This is a genomic window from Priestia sp. D3YE.R1 (genome assembly GCF_049199565.1).
Classification (GTDB): domain Bacteria; phylum Bacillota; class Bacilli; order Bacillales; family Bacillaceae_H; genus Priestia; species Priestia aryabhattai.
This window is the reverse complement of the sequence record NZ_JBLTHW010000001.1, coordinates 1,216,467-1,231,615: the sequence shown is the minus strand read 5'-3', so window position 1 is coordinate 1,231,615 and position 15,149 is coordinate 1,216,467. Positions and strand designations below refer to the sequence as shown.

Annotated in this window: 17 protein-coding genes; 5 read left to right on the top strand and 12 right to left on the bottom strand. The window is 34.6% G+C overall.

Annotation, left to right across the window (positions count from 1 at the left end; genetic code table 11):
* Nucleotides 1-101 precede the first annotated feature (101 nt).
* The gene (locus tag ACOZIR_RS06340; RefSeq protein WP_328120364.1) at nucleotides 102-983 is read right to left on the bottom strand and encodes an ABC transporter six-transmembrane domain-containing protein; all 882 of its coding nucleotides are present in this window, start codon (nucleotides 981-983) and stop codon (nucleotides 102-104) included.
* 192 nt (nucleotides 984-1,175) lie between these two features.
* Between ACOZIR_RS06340 and ACOZIR_RS06335 the strand changes: the two genes are divergently transcribed.
* The gene (locus ACOZIR_RS06335) at nucleotides 1,176-1,997 is read left to right on the top strand and encodes a MerR family transcriptional regulator (protein ID WP_310878019.1); all 822 of its coding nucleotides are present in this window, start codon (nucleotides 1,176-1,178) and stop codon (nucleotides 1,995-1,997) included.
* A gap of 227 nt (nucleotides 1,998-2,224) precedes the next feature.
* Here the strand turns inward: ACOZIR_RS06335 and ACOZIR_RS06330 are convergent, their stop codons facing one another.
* The 6 genes from ACOZIR_RS06330 to ACOZIR_RS06305 form a co-directional block, all read right to left on the bottom strand.
* On the bottom strand, nucleotides 2,225-2,638 hold the full coding sequence (locus ACOZIR_RS06330; RefSeq protein WP_328120363.1) for a DUF6892 domain-containing protein: 414 nt from the start codon (nucleotides 2,636-2,638) through the stop codon (nucleotides 2,225-2,227).
* Nucleotides 2,639-3,199: 561 nt separating this feature from the next.
* Nucleotides 3,200-4,519 carry an MFS transporter gene (locus ACOZIR_RS06325; RefSeq protein WP_340141838.1) on the bottom strand — a complete coding sequence of 440 codons (1,320 nt, stop codon included), beginning with the start codon at nucleotides 4,517-4,519 and terminating at the stop codon, nucleotides 3,200-3,202.
* A gap of 93 nt (nucleotides 4,520-4,612) precedes the next feature.
* Nucleotides 4,613-5,761, bottom strand: coding sequence for a galactonate dehydratase (gene dgoD, locus ACOZIR_RS06320; protein WP_028409932.1), 1,149 nt, complete (start codon nucleotides 5,759-5,761; stop codon nucleotides 4,613-4,615).
* Entirely contained in the window at nucleotides 5,748-6,410 is a 663-nt protein-coding gene (locus ACOZIR_RS06315; protein WP_328120362.1) for a bifunctional 4-hydroxy-2-oxoglutarate aldolase/2-dehydro-3-deoxy-phosphogluconate aldolase, read from the bottom strand. Before ACOZIR_RS06315 ends, dgoD begins: the two co-directional genes overlap by 14 nt.
* A 17-nt stretch (nucleotides 6,411-6,427) precedes the next feature.
* On the bottom strand, nucleotides 6,428-7,381 hold the full coding sequence (locus ACOZIR_RS06310) for a sugar kinase (protein ID WP_045295242.1): 954 nt from the start codon (nucleotides 7,379-7,381) through the stop codon (nucleotides 6,428-6,430).
* Nucleotides 7,382-7,398: 17 nt separating this feature from the next.
* Nucleotides 7,399-8,157: an IclR family transcriptional regulator gene (locus tag ACOZIR_RS06305; protein ID WP_045295244.1), complete on the bottom strand. Its 759-nt coding sequence runs from the start codon at nucleotides 8,155-8,157 to the stop codon at nucleotides 7,399-7,401.
* Nucleotides 8,158-8,374: 217 nt separating this feature from the next.
* Between ACOZIR_RS06305 and ACOZIR_RS06300 the strand changes: the two genes are divergently transcribed.
* Entirely contained in the window at nucleotides 8,375-8,653 is a 279-nt protein-coding gene (locus tag ACOZIR_RS06300) for a hypothetical protein (protein ID WP_328120361.1), read from the top strand.
* A 223-nt stretch (nucleotides 8,654-8,876) separates the two neighbouring features.
* On the opposite strand, the gene ACOZIR_RS06295 is transcribed toward ACOZIR_RS06300, so the two are convergent.
* The 3 genes from ACOZIR_RS06295 to ACOZIR_RS06285 form a co-directional block, all read right to left on the bottom strand.
* Nucleotides 8,877-9,290 carry a hypothetical protein gene (locus ACOZIR_RS06295; protein WP_045295247.1) on the bottom strand — a complete coding sequence of 138 codons (414 nt, stop codon included), beginning with the start codon at nucleotides 9,288-9,290 and terminating at the stop codon, nucleotides 8,877-8,879.
* A gap of 67 nt (nucleotides 9,291-9,357) precedes the next feature.
* Entirely contained in the window at nucleotides 9,358-10,158 is an 801-nt protein-coding gene (locus ACOZIR_RS06290; RefSeq protein ID WP_328120360.1) for a polymorphic toxin type 44 domain-containing protein, read from the bottom strand.
* A 416-nt stretch (nucleotides 10,159-10,574) separates the two neighbouring features.
* Entirely contained in the window at nucleotides 10,575-10,760 is a 186-nt protein-coding gene (locus ACOZIR_RS06285) for a hypothetical protein (RefSeq protein ID WP_045295249.1), read from the bottom strand.
* Nucleotides 10,761-10,854: 94 nt separating this feature from the next.
* Here ACOZIR_RS06285 and ACOZIR_RS06280 point away from each other — a divergent pair, with 94 nt between their 5' ends.
* The 3 genes from ACOZIR_RS06280 (at nucleotide 10,855) to ACOZIR_RS06270 (ending at nucleotide 12,691) form a co-directional block, all read left to right on the top strand.
* Nucleotides 10,855-11,610 carry a YfcE family phosphodiesterase gene (locus ACOZIR_RS06280; RefSeq protein ID WP_328120359.1) on the top strand — a complete coding sequence of 252 codons (756 nt, stop codon included), beginning with the start codon at nucleotides 10,855-10,857 and terminating at the stop codon, nucleotides 11,608-11,610.
* 13 nt (nucleotides 11,611-11,623) lie between these two features.
* Nucleotides 11,624-12,145 carry an HAD family hydrolase gene (locus tag ACOZIR_RS06275; RefSeq protein ID WP_045295253.1) on the top strand — a complete coding sequence of 174 codons (522 nt, stop codon included), beginning with the start codon at nucleotides 11,624-11,626 and terminating at the stop codon, nucleotides 12,143-12,145.
* 171 nt (nucleotides 12,146-12,316) lie between these two features.
* Entirely contained in the window at nucleotides 12,317-12,691 is a 375-nt protein-coding gene (locus tag ACOZIR_RS06270; RefSeq protein WP_340141836.1) for a DUF5412 family protein, read from the top strand.
* A 538-nt stretch (nucleotides 12,692-13,229) separates the two neighbouring features.
* Here ACOZIR_RS06270 and ACOZIR_RS06265 read toward each other — a convergent pair.
* Together ACOZIR_RS06265 and ACOZIR_RS06260 are read right to left on the bottom strand one after the other, a co-directional pair.
* Nucleotides 13,230-14,393 carry a DUF418 domain-containing protein gene (locus tag ACOZIR_RS06265; RefSeq protein WP_340141835.1) on the bottom strand — a complete coding sequence of 388 codons (1,164 nt, stop codon included), beginning with the start codon at nucleotides 14,391-14,393 and terminating at the stop codon, nucleotides 13,230-13,232.
* Nucleotides 14,394-14,798: 405 nt separating this feature from the next.
* Complete coding sequence (locus ACOZIR_RS06260) at nucleotides 14,799-15,011, bottom strand: hypothetical protein (RefSeq protein ID WP_328120357.1); 213 nt, start codon at nucleotides 15,009-15,011, stop codon at nucleotides 14,799-14,801.
* Nucleotides 15,012-15,149: the final 138 nt, after the last annotated feature.

Sequence of the window (15,149 nt, the reverse complement as noted above, 5' to 3'; positions counted from 1 at the left end):
AATCCTCCTAATCTATATTTATGGGCTTATTTCTCTGAAAAGACAACAACAATAATTTAGGGGATAACATAACAATAATGGTTGGCTAAGCTTTTGTGGTTTTAGCTGTTAACGTCTTCAGCAACGCGTTCACCAATATCAAGTACACGCGAAATATTTTGCACAATTTCAGGAAGACCAACTACTGCCTCTTGGAACATCCAAATATAAGCTAGAACTGCATAAATAGCACCAGGCGTAGTACCCTGAACACCTGTAAGCCTAAGTAGTGTAGCTAGGGTTAAGAGAATGACGACAATCTCCATCATCCCCCATGTTTTAGCCTCAGCGTTAGAAATAGCAACACGCCACAAACGTAACCGTGCAAAATGTTTTTGAACAATGGTAAGTGGACGATGAACAACTATATCTGCCTCTTCTTCAATTCGGTTGTTAAGTGCGTGATTCAAACGATAAGAACGTCGACCGAACCAATGGTTTATGATTAGTATTGGAATTAGTGCCAATAAACTTAAGAACCCAATAAACCGGTCATAAAGAAATAACATGATAATAGCGCCCAAAAATCGAATAACCGTTGTTACAACTGCCGGCAGCTCCATCTGAAAGAAATCTACTACCTCTCGAGACAATGAGACACGTCCTACAATTCGAGTTCCTTTTACTCCATCAGCACGCTGGCGCTCCACCATTTCTGCAGCAACATTAGAATAAATTCCAACGAATACTTTGGTATCGTAAACGTGCCTGAACAAGCCAACCCCTAGGTGAAGGATCCATAGTAGAGCAAGTGGTATAAGGCTAGCCGGATTCCCTTTAAGCAAGCCATCGATTGCAAAACCAATTGTTGCAGCGTAAAGAAGATCGCAAACATTTTCAACAAGAGTGAGCATATAGGTAAGGCTAATTCCTTTACGATTTTTTGACCATATACCTTGAAGGAGTTGACCTACGGAGGATTTTTTCTTTTTTATCGTTTGCATCTTATCTACTCTTTCTTTTCTCTAATTAAACAAACTTTAATTCTATTCATTGCTTTATCTTCAAATTCATCATCAATTTGCCTTTTCACTTACTTTAATGAAATAAAGGACTCGTCATTGCTGTTTATATCTCCTTTCCAGTACAATGAACATCATAAAGTATATGGTTACCGTATAGTCAAGGAGGATTTTATGAGTGAAGAGTTGGAAAAGTACTTTACTACTGGTGAATTTGCGAATCTCTGTCGTGTAAAAAAGCAAACTCTGTTTCATTATGACGAGATAGGGTTACTTTCACCTCAAATAAAAACAGAGAATGGATATAGGTACTATTCGTATGAACAATTTGAAGTCTTTCAACTGATTGCCTTATTTAAAGAATTTGGTGTTCCATTAAAAGAGATAAAAGTTCTTTTAAAAGATAAAAAACCAATAAATATGATTACCCTTTTAAAGGAAAAATCTCTTGAAATTGAAGAAAAAATTAAGAGCCTTAATCATTTACAAGCAATTATTCAAACGCGTTTACAGTTAACAGAACATGCTTTAAAAACTGATTTTTCTTCTATTTCATTGCAATATTTAGATGAAGAAACCTTTATGATTAGTGAAAATATTTTAGAAGAAGCCGAACAAAAATATACTACAGTTATTCCGGAGCTCATTCATTATACTCAACTTCATAAATTAGATCGAGGATATCCAATTGGAGCAATGCTTGCGAGAGAACAAATTCAAAAAAAAGAGTTTTACAATTACGAACATTTGTATATCAAAATCCCAGAAGAGATAGAAAAAATCCATTGTCATACACGTCCCCAGGGACTATATGTTGTTGGGTATCAAAAAGGTGCCGAAACCGAACATGCTTACGATCGAATTATTCAATTCGTTAGAGAAAAAGGGTTAAAAATAGGGGAGTATGCATATGAGGAATACGTGATTGATGAGGTAATGGCGGATGGAATAGAGAATTCACTTACAAGAATTCAACTTCAAATTCCAAGCCAATAACGTTTTTTAGTTTGTATTGCAAAGAGGTACTATATTTACTAAACATATGTAGCGTATACAGACTAAAAATAGAAAACCCAACCTGTTAGCTCTAAAGGTTGGGTTTTCTGTTTTTGTAAACGGAGTATAGGAGAATTGCTTATTAACTTTTCTAGATGGCAATAATGAGGAAACGTTATTCTTCATAAAGACGGATTGCTTCTTTTAGCACAATAACGTCTTTCTCATTAATCCTCAATTTCAATTCTAGCTTGTTTAAATGGTTTTAGTACTTCTGAATGACACATTGAAATATAGTCCACTGTTTTTAAATTCGTTAAGCTCTGAAATCCTTCAACAGATAATACATCAAATAAACTGTCTTCGCCATCCCAATCTGGCTTTAGAATATGATAAATTTCATTACCTCCATTAAAGCATAAGGATTCAATCTTTTCCAAATCACTCATTTCCAATGTTAACTCTTCTAAATAATCCCTGATTTCAACAATGGGTCCAGCTCCAGAATACCATTCAAAATTATTCGTATACTTATCTTTTAAATCGGTTAATTCTTCTAGAAACAGCGGTTTTTGATCTAATAAAGCTTCAATTACCACTAATTTAAAATTAAAATCTTTAAACATCCCACTCTTCCCCATTTTGCTACCTCCGATTTTATTTCTTTCTTAGGCTTTTAATCAAATCTGCACTGTTAGTATTATAACAATCATCTATGAATAAAACCTGCTTATATTGTTGACTTTGACAGGCAGAGAAATAGCACCGGCCCTTTTTAGAGAAAGAAAAAACAGACTTTACCATAAATAAAGGTCTACTCTTATTTACTTGGTTTGATTACTACTGCAAGCTGCTAATGCTAGCAATAATACAGCAGAAGTTGTTAAAACCTTTTTCATAAATACACCTTCAATTCTCTAATAATCATTTTTTACTTATTATTCTTTGACTACTGTGAGTAAAAGGTAGAAACTTTACACCTTTTATCATGTTTTTTTTATTCATGAACCTCACAACTACCTAACCTAATAATCTTATTCTTGTACGGCCTGAAATCCTCTTTTATAGGTAAAAAAAGAGCATAAATCCGTTGGTCTCCAACAAAATTTATGCTCTTTCTTTAATAAACCTTTTACGAATTCACTTTTCATCCCGTCACAAATAATTTCAGATGTATGATTCCTATAAAACTACAAACGGCCTTACACAATATCTCGATTCAATTTTTCATCTTTAACCACTTTAATTCTTTCCACTTTCCCTACAAGGAAGATATACGAAAGTGCTCCTAAAAGAGCCAATGCCGCTATAAATACTAGCGCTGGAGCAAAGTTTCCTCCTTTAGCTAAGAAACCAATAACAATTGGGACAATGATAGAAGCCAAACCTCCGATAAAGTTAAAAACTCCGCCTGTCAAACCGACTAAGTGCTTAGGTGCTAGCGTTGAAACAAACACCCATGTAATAGAAGCCAGGCCATTTCCAAAAAACGCAATAGCCATAAACATGATAATGAGAGATGTGCTATTTACATAATTGGCTCCGATAATTGAAGTTGATAAAAGCAGGCCTACGATAATCGGTGTTTTTCTTGCAATGCCTAAAGATACTCCTTTTTTCACTAAGGCGTCAGATACAAAGCCAGATAATAATACTCCTACAAACGCTGCTAAAAACGGAGCTGATGCTAGGAAGCCTGATTTTAAGAAATCTAACCCTCTGTATTCCACAAGGTACGTTGGAAACCAGGTAAGGAAGAACCATAAAGTAGAGTTTACGGCAAACTGACCTAAGTAGATACCCCATAGCTTACGATGAGAAAAGGCTTCTTTCAGATTTCCCCATTCGAATTTTGCTCTTTCTCCTTTCTTATCCGCAGCTTTAACTAAGCCTCCACCTTCTTCGATATGCTGCAATTCTGCTTTATTTACTTTGCTATGCTGAGAAGGATCACGATAAAAAATGTACCATATAATGCCCCACACTATACCGATAATCCCTGTAGTAATAAACAGACCTCTCCACCCTAAAAAGTGCTGAATGGTCACCAATGTAGGTGTTAAAAATGCCAGCCCTGCAAACTGTCCTGAAGTATAAAAAGCAATTGCTGATGCTCTTTCCTGATTGGGAAACCAGCTGGTAACTACTTTATTATTGGTAGGAAAAGCCGGTGCTTCGAACGCTCCTGTCGCTAGACGCAGACCAAAAAGACTCACAAATCCCTTAGTAAATCCTTGCAGCAATGTAACAATAGACCAGGTAATTAAGCTAACGGCATACGTAACACGAGCACCAAAACGGTCAGCCATTACCCCTCCTGGTATTTGTAAAGCAGCATAAGCCCATCCAAAGGCTGAAAATATAAGACCCAGTTCTACTGATGATAGCTTTAAATCCTTGGACATGGCCGTGGCGGCTACAGAAATATTACTTCGATCCATATAGTTGATGACAACGCTTACGAAAATAAATGCTAAAACACGAAATCTAACGCGAGTCGGCTTTTCGCTATACCCCTTCATTCCCTTATCCCCCTGTATATGACTAGTTTAAAAAGAAGATCTGACTGACGGTCATTTATCAATCAGATCTTTCCTGCTAAAATGGTTTCCCATTTACCATTCCGCTACAGAACCATCTTTATGACGCCATACTGGATTACGCCAATTATGACCGATATCAGCCATTTTTCTAACATGGTCTTCATTAATTTCAATACCTAAGCCAGGTCCATCAGGAATTTTCACGAATCCTTCTTCATATTTAAATACGTGGTTATCAACAATATAATCTAGTAAATCACTGCCTTGGTTATAGTGAATGCCTAAGCTTTGTTCTTGAATAAATGCGTTGTGGCACGTTGCATCTACTTGAAGACAAGCGGCTAATGCAATAGGTCCTAACGGGCAATGAGGCGCAGCTGCTACATCAAAGGCTTCAGCCATCGAAATAATTTTCTTACATTCTGTAATTCCTCCTGCATGTGATAAATCGGGCTGAATAATATCAACGTAGCCGTCTGTTAAGAGCTTTTTAAACTCCCATTTTGAAAACATTCTTTCTCCCGTCGCAATAGGAATGGATACATGGTTGGCAATTTCTCTTAATGCCTCATTGTTTTCGGGCAAAACCGGCTCCTCGATAAACATTGGACGATAGACCTCTAGTTCTTTAGCTAAAATTTTTGCCATTGGCTTATGTACTCGTCCGTGAAAATCAATACCTATTCCTACATAAGGCCCCACTGCTTCTCTGACAGCAGCGATACGTTCTACTACTTGATCAATTTTTTCATATGAATCCACGTATTGAAGCTCTTCTGTTCCATTCATTTTTACTGCTGTAAATCCTTGTGAGACAACTTCTCTGGCTGCTTCGCCTACATCTGAAGGCCGGTCTCCTCCGATCCACGAATACACTTTAATGGATTCTCTTGCTTTTCCGCCTAATAATTGATGCACAGGAGCATCGTAATATTTTCCTTTTATGTCCCACAGAGCTTGGTCAATCCCTGATATGGCACTCATTAAAATAGGTCCGCCTCGATAGAAGCCGCCTCGGTACATAACGTTCCAATGATCTTCAATATTTAATGGATCTTTGCCAATAAGATACTCCATTAACTCATCTACTGCAGCTTTAACGGTAGAGGCTCTTCCTTCAATAACTGGTTCTCCCCATCCAACAATTCCTTCGTCTGTTTCTATTTTTAAAAATAACCAGCGTGGCGGCACTTGGAATAATTCATAATTAGTAATTTTCATGTACTTTGTCCCCTTTCGTTATACCATTCACTGCGTCTACGTATGCTTTAGCCTTTTGTGTTAGCTCCTGCAGATATCCATGAGTAATTTCACGTTTTGTATCAACTAAAGAACTTCCAATACCAAACCCTACAGCTCCTGCTTCTACAAATTCTTGAATATTATCTAGGCTTACTCCTCCTGTTGGAAGAAGTGGAATATGAGGAAGCGGCCCTCGAATATCTTTAATATAGCTAGCACCCAGCCTAGCAGGAAATACTTTTATAATATCTCCGCCATTTTCATATGCTGTTAAAATTTCAGTAGGTGAAAAAGCACCTGGAATACTCACCGCACCGTATCTTTTTGTTAGTTTAATCGTTTCAATATTAACAGTTGGAGAAAGGATAAACTTTGCACCTGCTAAAATAGCTGAACGTGCTGTTTCAGGGTCAAGCACTGTCCCCGCTCCTACTAGCACTTGATTACCTAGTTCTGTAGAAACCTCTTTAATAGCTGAAAGTGCGTCCGGCGAATTTAGAGTAATCTCTATATTTTTTACACCGCCGTCATTAAGCGCAGAGGCAATCTTCACTACGTCCTTCGGTTTGGCTCCTCTAATAATCGCAACGATTTTATGCTCTAATAAATCTGATAAACTATCCGTCATGGGTAAGCCCCTTTCTTTTATCGTATAACGTCTTCTTTTGTAATCGCATTCATAAATTCGTAAAGCTCTTTCTTATCAGGCAAGCCTTCAATATCACCCTCTACGGTTACAACCATAGCTCCTATAGCACACCCTCTTCTAACCGTTTCTTTTAAAGAAGATTTATCTATTAATCCCGATAGTATCCCAGCGGCAAAACCGTCACCAGCTCCTACTGGATCTATCACTCTAGCAACTTTAAAGCCTTCTACGTAAGCGGATTCATTTTTAGTTGAATAATAAGCTCCTTCCTCACCTAGCTTAATAACAACTAGCTCTGCACCTAATTGATGAAACGCTGATGCAATGTCTTCAGGGTTATCCTTTTCAAATAAAAACTGGCCTTCATTCACTCCTGGTAAAATAATATCCGCATATGTAGCCATTTCAATGAGTGTTTGACGCGCAGTTTCTTCATCCCAAAGCGTCTTGCGTAAATTTGGATCAAACACTATTTTTGCGCCATTTTTTTTAGCTGCTTTCATCGCTTGAAAAACAGCTTCGTGGCAGGAATCGCTTAGCGCAGGTGTAATGCCTGTCACGTATAAGTATTTGGCAGAAGAGATATACTCTTCATTCATATCATGCGGATTCATAAAGCTTGCTGCTGATTCTTTCCTGTAATAAAAGACTTTACTGTTCATTTCATTTGTTTTTTGCTTTAAAAAAAGACCCGTAGGAGCATGATCATCAAATATCACATGTCTTACATCTATTCCTTCTCCTTTAATACTTGAAAGAATCCGCTCTCCTAGCTCATCTTTTCCTAACCGGCTAACCCATCCCGTTTGATAACCGAGTTTTGACAGGGCGATTAACGTATTGCTTTCTGCCCCTGCAATTTTCGAAGAAAAATCTTTAGCATATCGCATCTTTCCATTCGAGTGTGGGGTAAACAGAATCATTGTTTCCCCCATGCTTATCACATCCATTTTACCCCTCTTTTCACTTATCTCTTTGCCTCTTCATATCCAGCAATAAAAGATATATTAGTCGCTGTTTGAAGCAGCCTTTCTACTATAAAGTCCTTATGCTTCAGCATTCTTTCCTTAGGCCCAGCTACGCTAATAGCAGCTTGAATGCTTCCCTTTGCTCCAAATACAGGTGCAGCAAGGCAAAATAACCCTTCCTCATTTTCTTCATCATCAATTGCATAACCCATTTGAATAAAAGAGTCTAAATTGTCATTAAGAACTTTTTTATCTGTAATTGTATAATCCGTAATAGGCAGCAGCTCCGTATGTTCAAGCAGCTGTTCTCGCTGATCTTTAGGAAGAAAAGCTAAAAAGGTTTTTCCTAATCCGGTACAATAGAGCGGCTTTCGGTTACCAGGCTGAGCTGTTGTTCTAATAGAGCGATTATTATCAATCTTAACAACATAGACCAACTCTCCATCTGACAGCAAGGCCATAAACACCGTTTCCTGAACATCCTCCATCAGCTTCTTTAAATACGGTTTTCCCTCAGAAGAAATATCCAATGATTCCATAGCCGCTGTTCCAATTTGAATTAGCTTTGGCCCTAGCTTATACCTTTTTAATGAGTCCTGATTTAAATACCCTTCATTATGAAGGGTTCCCACAAGATTAAACGTACTGCTTTGCGGAAGCGAAAGTAAGTCACTAACCTCTTTTACCGTTAATCCCTCGGGATGTTGAGCAATCAATTCAAATACCCTTAATACACGTTCTGCTGATTTTACTGACATGAAGAAATCCTCTCTAAATCACATATGTGATTTTAAATTTTATATATGATTTACTGATTTAAATATTATCATAGCCAGATCATTAATTCAAAATATTTTTATAAATTAAACAAAAATATTTATGATAGTTCCTGAAAAATGGTTACTAAATAGCAATATAAAAAAGCTTCTATGATAAAATCATAGAAGCTAGAAAAAATTGTAATGGGAGCTAATTATGAAAAATAAAGATTTTTTATTATCTATTGTTTTAAATATCTTTTTAGCTTATCTATGGGTCTTTCTCATTTATTTAATTTTTGATTTCGTTCAGTTAAAGGAAAATGCTTTGTTGCTTGGACTAGTACTCGCATCCATAGGTACTCTGCTCTTCGCAGAGGTAATAAGGAGAGTTAATCCCTTTGTTACATATAAAAGTACTCACCCTGTAAAAATTGCGGGATTTATATCTTTTGGGTTGATTGCTAGTGCTAATCTATATTGGATAAGTTTTTGAAGGTTATGATAAAAATTAGAACAAGGAGCTTAAATTAAGCTCCTTGTTCCTTTAAGTGCCAGTAACACAATTTTTCCGCATATATAATCTGAACATAAAAAAGCAACCTCGTTTGCCAATAACGAGGTTGCCCTTTATAAAGGTTCTTTCATACGTATTCAAATGCGAACAATAGCAGCATTATAATATCTGCCTTATTTTAAAGGATGTATTTCTTTATTTATTAGATTTTACTTTTTCTAGATAAGGCAATTACAATGGCTAAGTATATTGGATAAAGTAAAACGCCAAGGTATATAACAATTCTCCCTATAGGATTGAGCTGATCTCCATGGTTACTAATTGGAAAAAGCTTGTTAAATAAGATAAGCATAATTGCAAAGTAAGGAATCCATAATACAGTTCCATAATAATTTAGTTTACTGTCTGTTAAGTATCGACGATTCAATAAATAATAAATGAAACTAAATACGATAACGGAAATCAACATAATTACAATCCCAATATTTCTTGCTACTGCTACATCAAGTTCTATTATTCTACTAATACGATAAATATTGAAAATTAGTTCGATATTAATAAAAATTAAAACTGCATATAGTATACTTGAGAAATTTAATTTCAAAAAATAATTCATAATGTCCCTCCCTATATGGTTTCATTTATTAATATCATATAATGTGCTCTACATAAATAATTCAATATTACCAATATTTAACCGCGTCATTATACCCTTTTGTGATTACATCTTTATCTTTAGAGTCTTCCGGTTGTCCAACTCCAACACCTACTGCACCGCCACCAATAAGTAAAGTCTTTTTACTAAATAGCAATTCTCCTGTATATGCATAATTATAGTTTCCAATATACTCAGAATTAATTACTTTTTTTCCATTGTAAGTACTAGCGTTGAATTCTTTATACCATGGTTTATATCCGGATCTTACTTTATAATCCCATGGTCCACCTTCCTGAACTTTACCAACAAAATAACCTACGGTTGCATTATAAGCTGAACCAGGAGAAGTTTTGAGTACTGATGCATTAAATTTTTCTAATTCTTTTCTGTTACTCTCTACTAACCTTTTTAAATTTAATGATGTTAGTCCAGTATCCACTGCAAAAGTTGAAAATTTTTGTGAAGTTTCTGCATTTGCATAAGAATTATGAGCTACTTCAGTAATTTCTTCTGGAGAAAGCATCTCTATATTAAAATCATTATTTACTTTAGCTACATCTTTTTCAACTAAGTAGTTAATACTATCTACTGTATCAGTAAAATCTTTATATTCGCTATCATTATCAGCTAACTTTTCTACTAAACTTTCGTCTTTTGCTTCTACTTGTCCATTCTCTGTTACTGTTAATAAATGAGAGCTTGCTGCTTCCTGGTATACATTTTCTTTTATTTGCACGTTCTCTGCAGCTAATACATTTCCTTGTGATAAAAGAAATAAGCCTGCACTCATACTAAATCCCAACAGTAAAGTATTTCTTCTTTTCAAATTAATTCCTCTTTTCTTATGTTATTTCTTGAACTTTTGTAAGAATATCACTTTTTAGTTAAAAAAATAATAATTTTTAGATAATTAAGAAAAAAGTACTTTTAATAATGTATTTTTTTGTAATAATAAAGAGTTTACAGATACCGTAGATTAACATTTATTGTTAATCAAGAATATCCTTTTTATTTTATAATCAGAACTCATCACTTAGCATATGAATAAAAGGTGTACTTTTTATTCATTGAAAAGGTTGATCCTCCTAAAGAAAAGCCTAACAAATCAACGATGTATAAACAGCTGTATAAAGAAGAAATGCGGCTTCATGAAGAACCCTATCCCCACAAGGATTCTTTTTTTGTGTGTTCTGGAAAGAGACTTTATGTAAACTAGCTCTGCATATCATATACATAATTAATTTAAAAATATGCCTTCATATTTCCGACGAATTTATAAAGGAAATACACCGAAAATCCAATTAGCACACATCCAGCTCCTACGAATATCCATTTAATATAAAGTGTATTATTTAACATGCGTCTTGTACCAGCTACCAGTGTCATTAATCCTAAAATAACCTCTCTTAATTTATTATAAATATTCATTTTTTTGTAATATAACTCCTATTATTATATTAATTTATGCGATAAAATTCATCTTAATGTATAATAAAACATACAAAGAAGGAGGTTATATTTCTTGAATCAAAAAATAGCCATTATCTCAGACATTCACGGAAATAGCTTAGCATTGGAAGCCGTATTATCTGATATCTCAAATCGTGGAATTGATACTATATTTAATTTAGGTGATAGTTTATATGGGCCGTTGGATCCCCTTGGAACTTTTAAACTATTAATGGAACATGAGTATGATATTACACATATTATAGGGAATTGTGATCGAATAATAGTTGATTCATCAGATAATAATCCATCTTCTACAATTAATTATGTGAAACGAAGTCTAACCCCAGAGGCTCTCGAATGGTTACAACAGCATCCTAGTAGCTTAACTATGAATGATATTTTTTTATGTCATGGTACACCTAATTCTGACGAGATATATTTAGTAGAAGAAATGACGGAAGAAGGTGCACTCTTAAAAAGTTCAAGAGACATTATAAAGGCTTTAGAAGATGTTGAACAAGACGTTGTATTATGTGGTCACAGTCATATTCCAAGAACGCTCTATTTGCCAAACGGAAAATTAATTATAAATCCTGGTAGTGTAGGACTTCCCGCATACATAGATGATTTACCGGTACCTCATAAAATGGAATCTGGATCTCCCCATGCCAATTATACAATTATTGAAAAGACATCAGCTAATTGGGTAGCTAATTGGGTAGTTGATCAAATAAGTGTTCCATATCATTGGGAAAAAGCAGCTGCCATGGCAGAAATAAATCAGCGTCCAGATTGGGCAGATGCTTTGAGAATGGGAAGATTTTAAGGAGGGAGAAATAATGCCTAGAATTAAAGCAATTGTGTTTGATTGGGGAGATACTCTCATGAAAGATTTTTCTGAGTATGCAGGCCCCATGGCTGATTGGGAATATGTAGAGATTATAGATGGCGTTAGTAAATCTCTACATAGTGTTAGTCAGAGTTACATATGTTGTGTAGCTTCTAATGCTGGAGCTTCAAATTCAGAACTATTGGGAATGGCTTTAAAGCGTGTTGATATTCAACAATATTTTCAGTATCTTTTTACATCTAGAGAATTGGGCTTTTCCAAACCTAGTCTTGATTTTTTTAATAAGATTGTTCAGACCTTAGGCATTACTCCTCAGGAATGTATTATGATAGGTAATGATTATAATAAAGACATTATTCCTGCAAAAAAAATCGGAATGCAAACCATATTATTTTCTCAAGTATCTAAAGATGCGAATTTTAATTATGCAGATTATGTAATGAATTCTATAGAGAATTTACATGAAATTATATTAGAAATTGAGAAAAGAAATAATATTTATACGAGTTAAGTTTTAAAATAAAAAGCCTTTTATTTTATAAGGCTTTTTATTTTGTTTCCGGTAAGTTGTATTATGTAAACTGATTTTGTATATGATATTCATGATTCTTTAACTCAATTCTGATATATAATCAGATAGGAACAAAATTATAATTGAGTCCATCTGAATAGAGGTTAGAAATTGAAAAAACGATATATAGTGTGTTTGACTGCATTAAGCTCTCTTCTAGTTATAGGGTTTGTTTGGTGGTTTCTTTTTGCGCCTAGTTATCTGCGATTTGCTCCAAGGGGAGAATATATTTCTCAAAGTACATCTCCTGACGGTGATTACATAGTGAAGATTTATCGTTCAAGTGGTGGAGCAACTACACCTTTTGCTATTAGAGGAGAAGTGACTTATACAAATAAAGTTTTTAATAAAAAGAAAAACATCTATTGGAATTACCCTCAGGAAACAGCCAAAGTTAAATGGGTAAATAACAAAACAGTTAACATTAGTGGTCATATATTGAACGTTACAAAAGATACGTTTGATGCTAATGATGTAGATAATTAAATTCTACTCTTAAACAACAAAAAGCTCTTATGAAAGAGCTTTTTGTTGTTTAACTACCTATAAAGGTGATTATGGTAACTACAAACTTACGAAGTATGAGTCTTACTAAGCAAATTTTTTATTTATTGTTATATTGTTTTATAACTGTGATTATAACTGCCATTAACAGAACCATTGCGCTATTTATAAGTAAGTAGTATCCAACTTGTAAACCGTAAAATATGGAAAAAGCGTCTCTAATGATCAACAGTGCTAATATACCGCCTATTGCCCCAAATAAAGCCGCCAGTATCAATATTGTGAAAGCAGCAGCGTATAGATTTTTCTTTTTTTTTGTAGGAGATAAATCCAACGATATTTGAAATGATAAGAAAGAAGCCGATAAGTATTAGGAAAAAGGTAGCTATTTTCTTTAATTCTCCTTTATGGATTATTAATTGGTTAAAATCCCCAACACCTAATATCACTTTAACATAAAATTCTATGTGAAAGTTTTGCTTCTTATAACATGTTTTATATTCATCAAAAAGAAGCTGACTTACATTTTAAGATCTTTCTTTATACTTTTTCTTATAGCTAAACTGGCTAAGCGTTTACGCGCTGATTCCATAGGGCCCATTTTAAAATAACGAAGCCACAAAGCAGCAACTAACATTTGAAACAAACAAATTAATACCCAAACAAAAATGACAAAGAATGAACGAGGGTGTCCACCCCACCCAAGGCCCCATCCATAAAATAAAATTGAGCTTAAAACATTTTGTAACACGTAGCAACTTAAAGACATCTTACCTACTTTCTCTAAAACGCTCCATAATGAAAAGGCCTGAAATTTTTCAATTAGAAAACTAATGGCTCCCATGTATCCAATCGATAAAATAGGGGCAAACACATACCTTACTGGAAAATCAAAGTACCCTCCAGGAACAAATAATAATAGGTTTAGAGGTAGCCCAACTAAAAGACCCGTTTTCATCATCCTCTTTCTAATATTAATACCCTTGGAATTATTGTCAAAAGCCCCTATTCTCACTAGTAAAACACCAAGTAAAAACATACATATATTAAATGGAATGACGAAAATTGCTTCTGTGCGCAGCTCCCAAAAATGAAAAAGTCGATACTGAATTTGATTTATCCATGATCCATGTTGATAAAGGTTCACCACTTCTTTTGGGACAGCAACTAGCTCACCTCCTATTGAGTTAGTTAGCACACCTAAGAACACAAGTACTATAAAGAAAAGATGAATAGCTGCTGCACTAATCATTGTTATTCGTATCATCGTTTTCCGCATTTTTACGATAAACGATACGACAATGGCAGTTACTGCATAAGACATTAAAATGTCGTACTCTAAGACAAAAATAAAGTGCAAAAGCCCTTCCATTAATAAAAGTAAAGACAGCCATATGTACCTTCCTGGCCACGTCTGATTTAATCGTTTTGATTGCTGATATTTCAGCTCTAAACCAACACCAAACATAATAGCTAAGAGTCCAAGCAATTTCCCGTTAATTAAGGATAGAAAAAGGATTCTTAAAAAATCATCTCCTGATAACCACCATTTGTTATGGGTAAAAGTAAATATATAATTTACATCTCCCAGATAGGCAAACAGCCAAATGTTCGTTCCTAACGTTCCCAGAATCGCTAGTCCTCTTAATATATCTAAAGAGCGAATTCGTTTTTTATTCTCCACTTCTCATGCCCCCGTCCGTTACTTTTACTTTCATTGCTCCCCTTCTTGATATGCCATAGTTCAACTATATTAGATTACGTTGCGTCACCTTCAACCCTTATTTTTAAAAGAATAAATTATTTTTAGTGCGCTAAAAAAGCGTGGATACGTTTGGAGAAGTGCAAAGACTGCCCGCTTTGGAAACAGGTTTAGCCAAAATCCAAAAGATATACTGACGTACGCAGAGTACTAATTACAAAAAAAGAAACCCTAGTATGGTTAAGGTTTCTTTTTTTCTACCATTCCACTCTAACCGACAATTGAAGATGAATTAAAATGCTTTTACTGCGACATAGCATTTTCCGACGTTTTGTAATTCATAAAATAAATAACGTCGTTGAATACATACTTTGTAAAAGCTGATACCTAGATTTTTTTCTTAGCCTCATTTATTTCTCTTTCAATAAGAGCTACTGAAAGTTCAAATGCTTGTATCCTTCTTTTAGCTAAGGTAATTTGAGATTTATATCTACTTGCATTTTCTTTAGCTTCAAACGTTTTTACCGTCTGTCGGAGTTTATGTAAAGTTGAATCAATTTGACGTTTTGCTTCAACTAATTCAGGTACATCAAATTTCATTTAAGTCTCTCCTTTATATAATTCTTATCGGTAAGATGCCTTCCCTTAAAAAGATGGTTTATCAGTAGAGCTACTGTTGTCTATATTTTTTTTGTTGTATATGAGTAGCCCTCCAAAAATACTTATTATATTAAATAC

Bases quoted from the DNA above. Each gene is read 5' to 3' on its own strand.
- ACOZIR_RS06340 (WP_328120364.1), bottom strand. From the start codon at position 983: ATGCAAACGATAAAAAAGAAAAAATCCTCCGTAGGTCAACTCCTTCAA.
- ACOZIR_RS06285 (WP_045295249.1), bottom strand. From the start codon at position 10,760: ATGAATATTTATAATAAATTAAGAGAGGTTATTTTAGGATTAATGACA.
- ACOZIR_RS06260 (WP_328120357.1), bottom strand. From the start codon at position 15,011: ATGAAATTTGATGTACCTGAATTAGTTGAAGCAAAACGTCAAATTGAT.
- ACOZIR_RS06275 (WP_045295253.1), top strand. From the start codon at position 11,624: ATGCCTAGAATTAAAGCAATTGTGTTTGATTGGGGAGATACTCTCATG.
- ACOZIR_RS06325 (WP_340141838.1), bottom strand. From the start codon at position 4,519: ATGAAGGGGTATAGCGAAAAGCCGACTCGCGTTAGATTTCGTGTTTTA.
- ACOZIR_RS06305 (WP_045295244.1), bottom strand. From the start codon at position 8,157: ATGTCAGTAAAATCAGCAGAACGTGTATTAAGGGTATTTGAATTGATT.
- ACOZIR_RS06310 (WP_045295242.1), bottom strand. From the start codon at position 7,381: ATGGATGTGATAAGCATGGGGGAAACAATGATTCTGTTTACCCCACAC.
- ACOZIR_RS06315 (WP_328120362.1), bottom strand. From the start codon at position 6,410: ATGACGGATAGTTTATCAGATTTATTAGAGCATAAAATCGTTGCGATT.
- ACOZIR_RS06300 (WP_328120361.1), top strand. From the start codon at position 8,375: ATGAAAAATAAAGATTTTTTATTATCTATTGTTTTAAATATCTTTTTA.
- ACOZIR_RS06330 (WP_328120363.1), bottom strand. From the start codon at position 2,638: ATGGGGAAGAGTGGGATGTTTAAAGATTTTAATTTTAAATTAGTGGTA.
- ACOZIR_RS06295 (WP_045295247.1), bottom strand. From the start codon at position 9,290: ATGAATTATTTTTTGAAATTAAATTTCTCAAGTATACTATATGCAGTT.
- dgoD (WP_028409932.1), bottom strand. From the start codon at position 5,761: ATGAAAATTACTAATTATGAATTATTCCAAGTGCCGCCACGCTGGTTA.
- ACOZIR_RS06335 (WP_310878019.1), top strand. From the start codon at position 1,176: ATGAGTGAAGAGTTGGAAAAGTACTTTACTACTGGTGAATTTGCGAAT.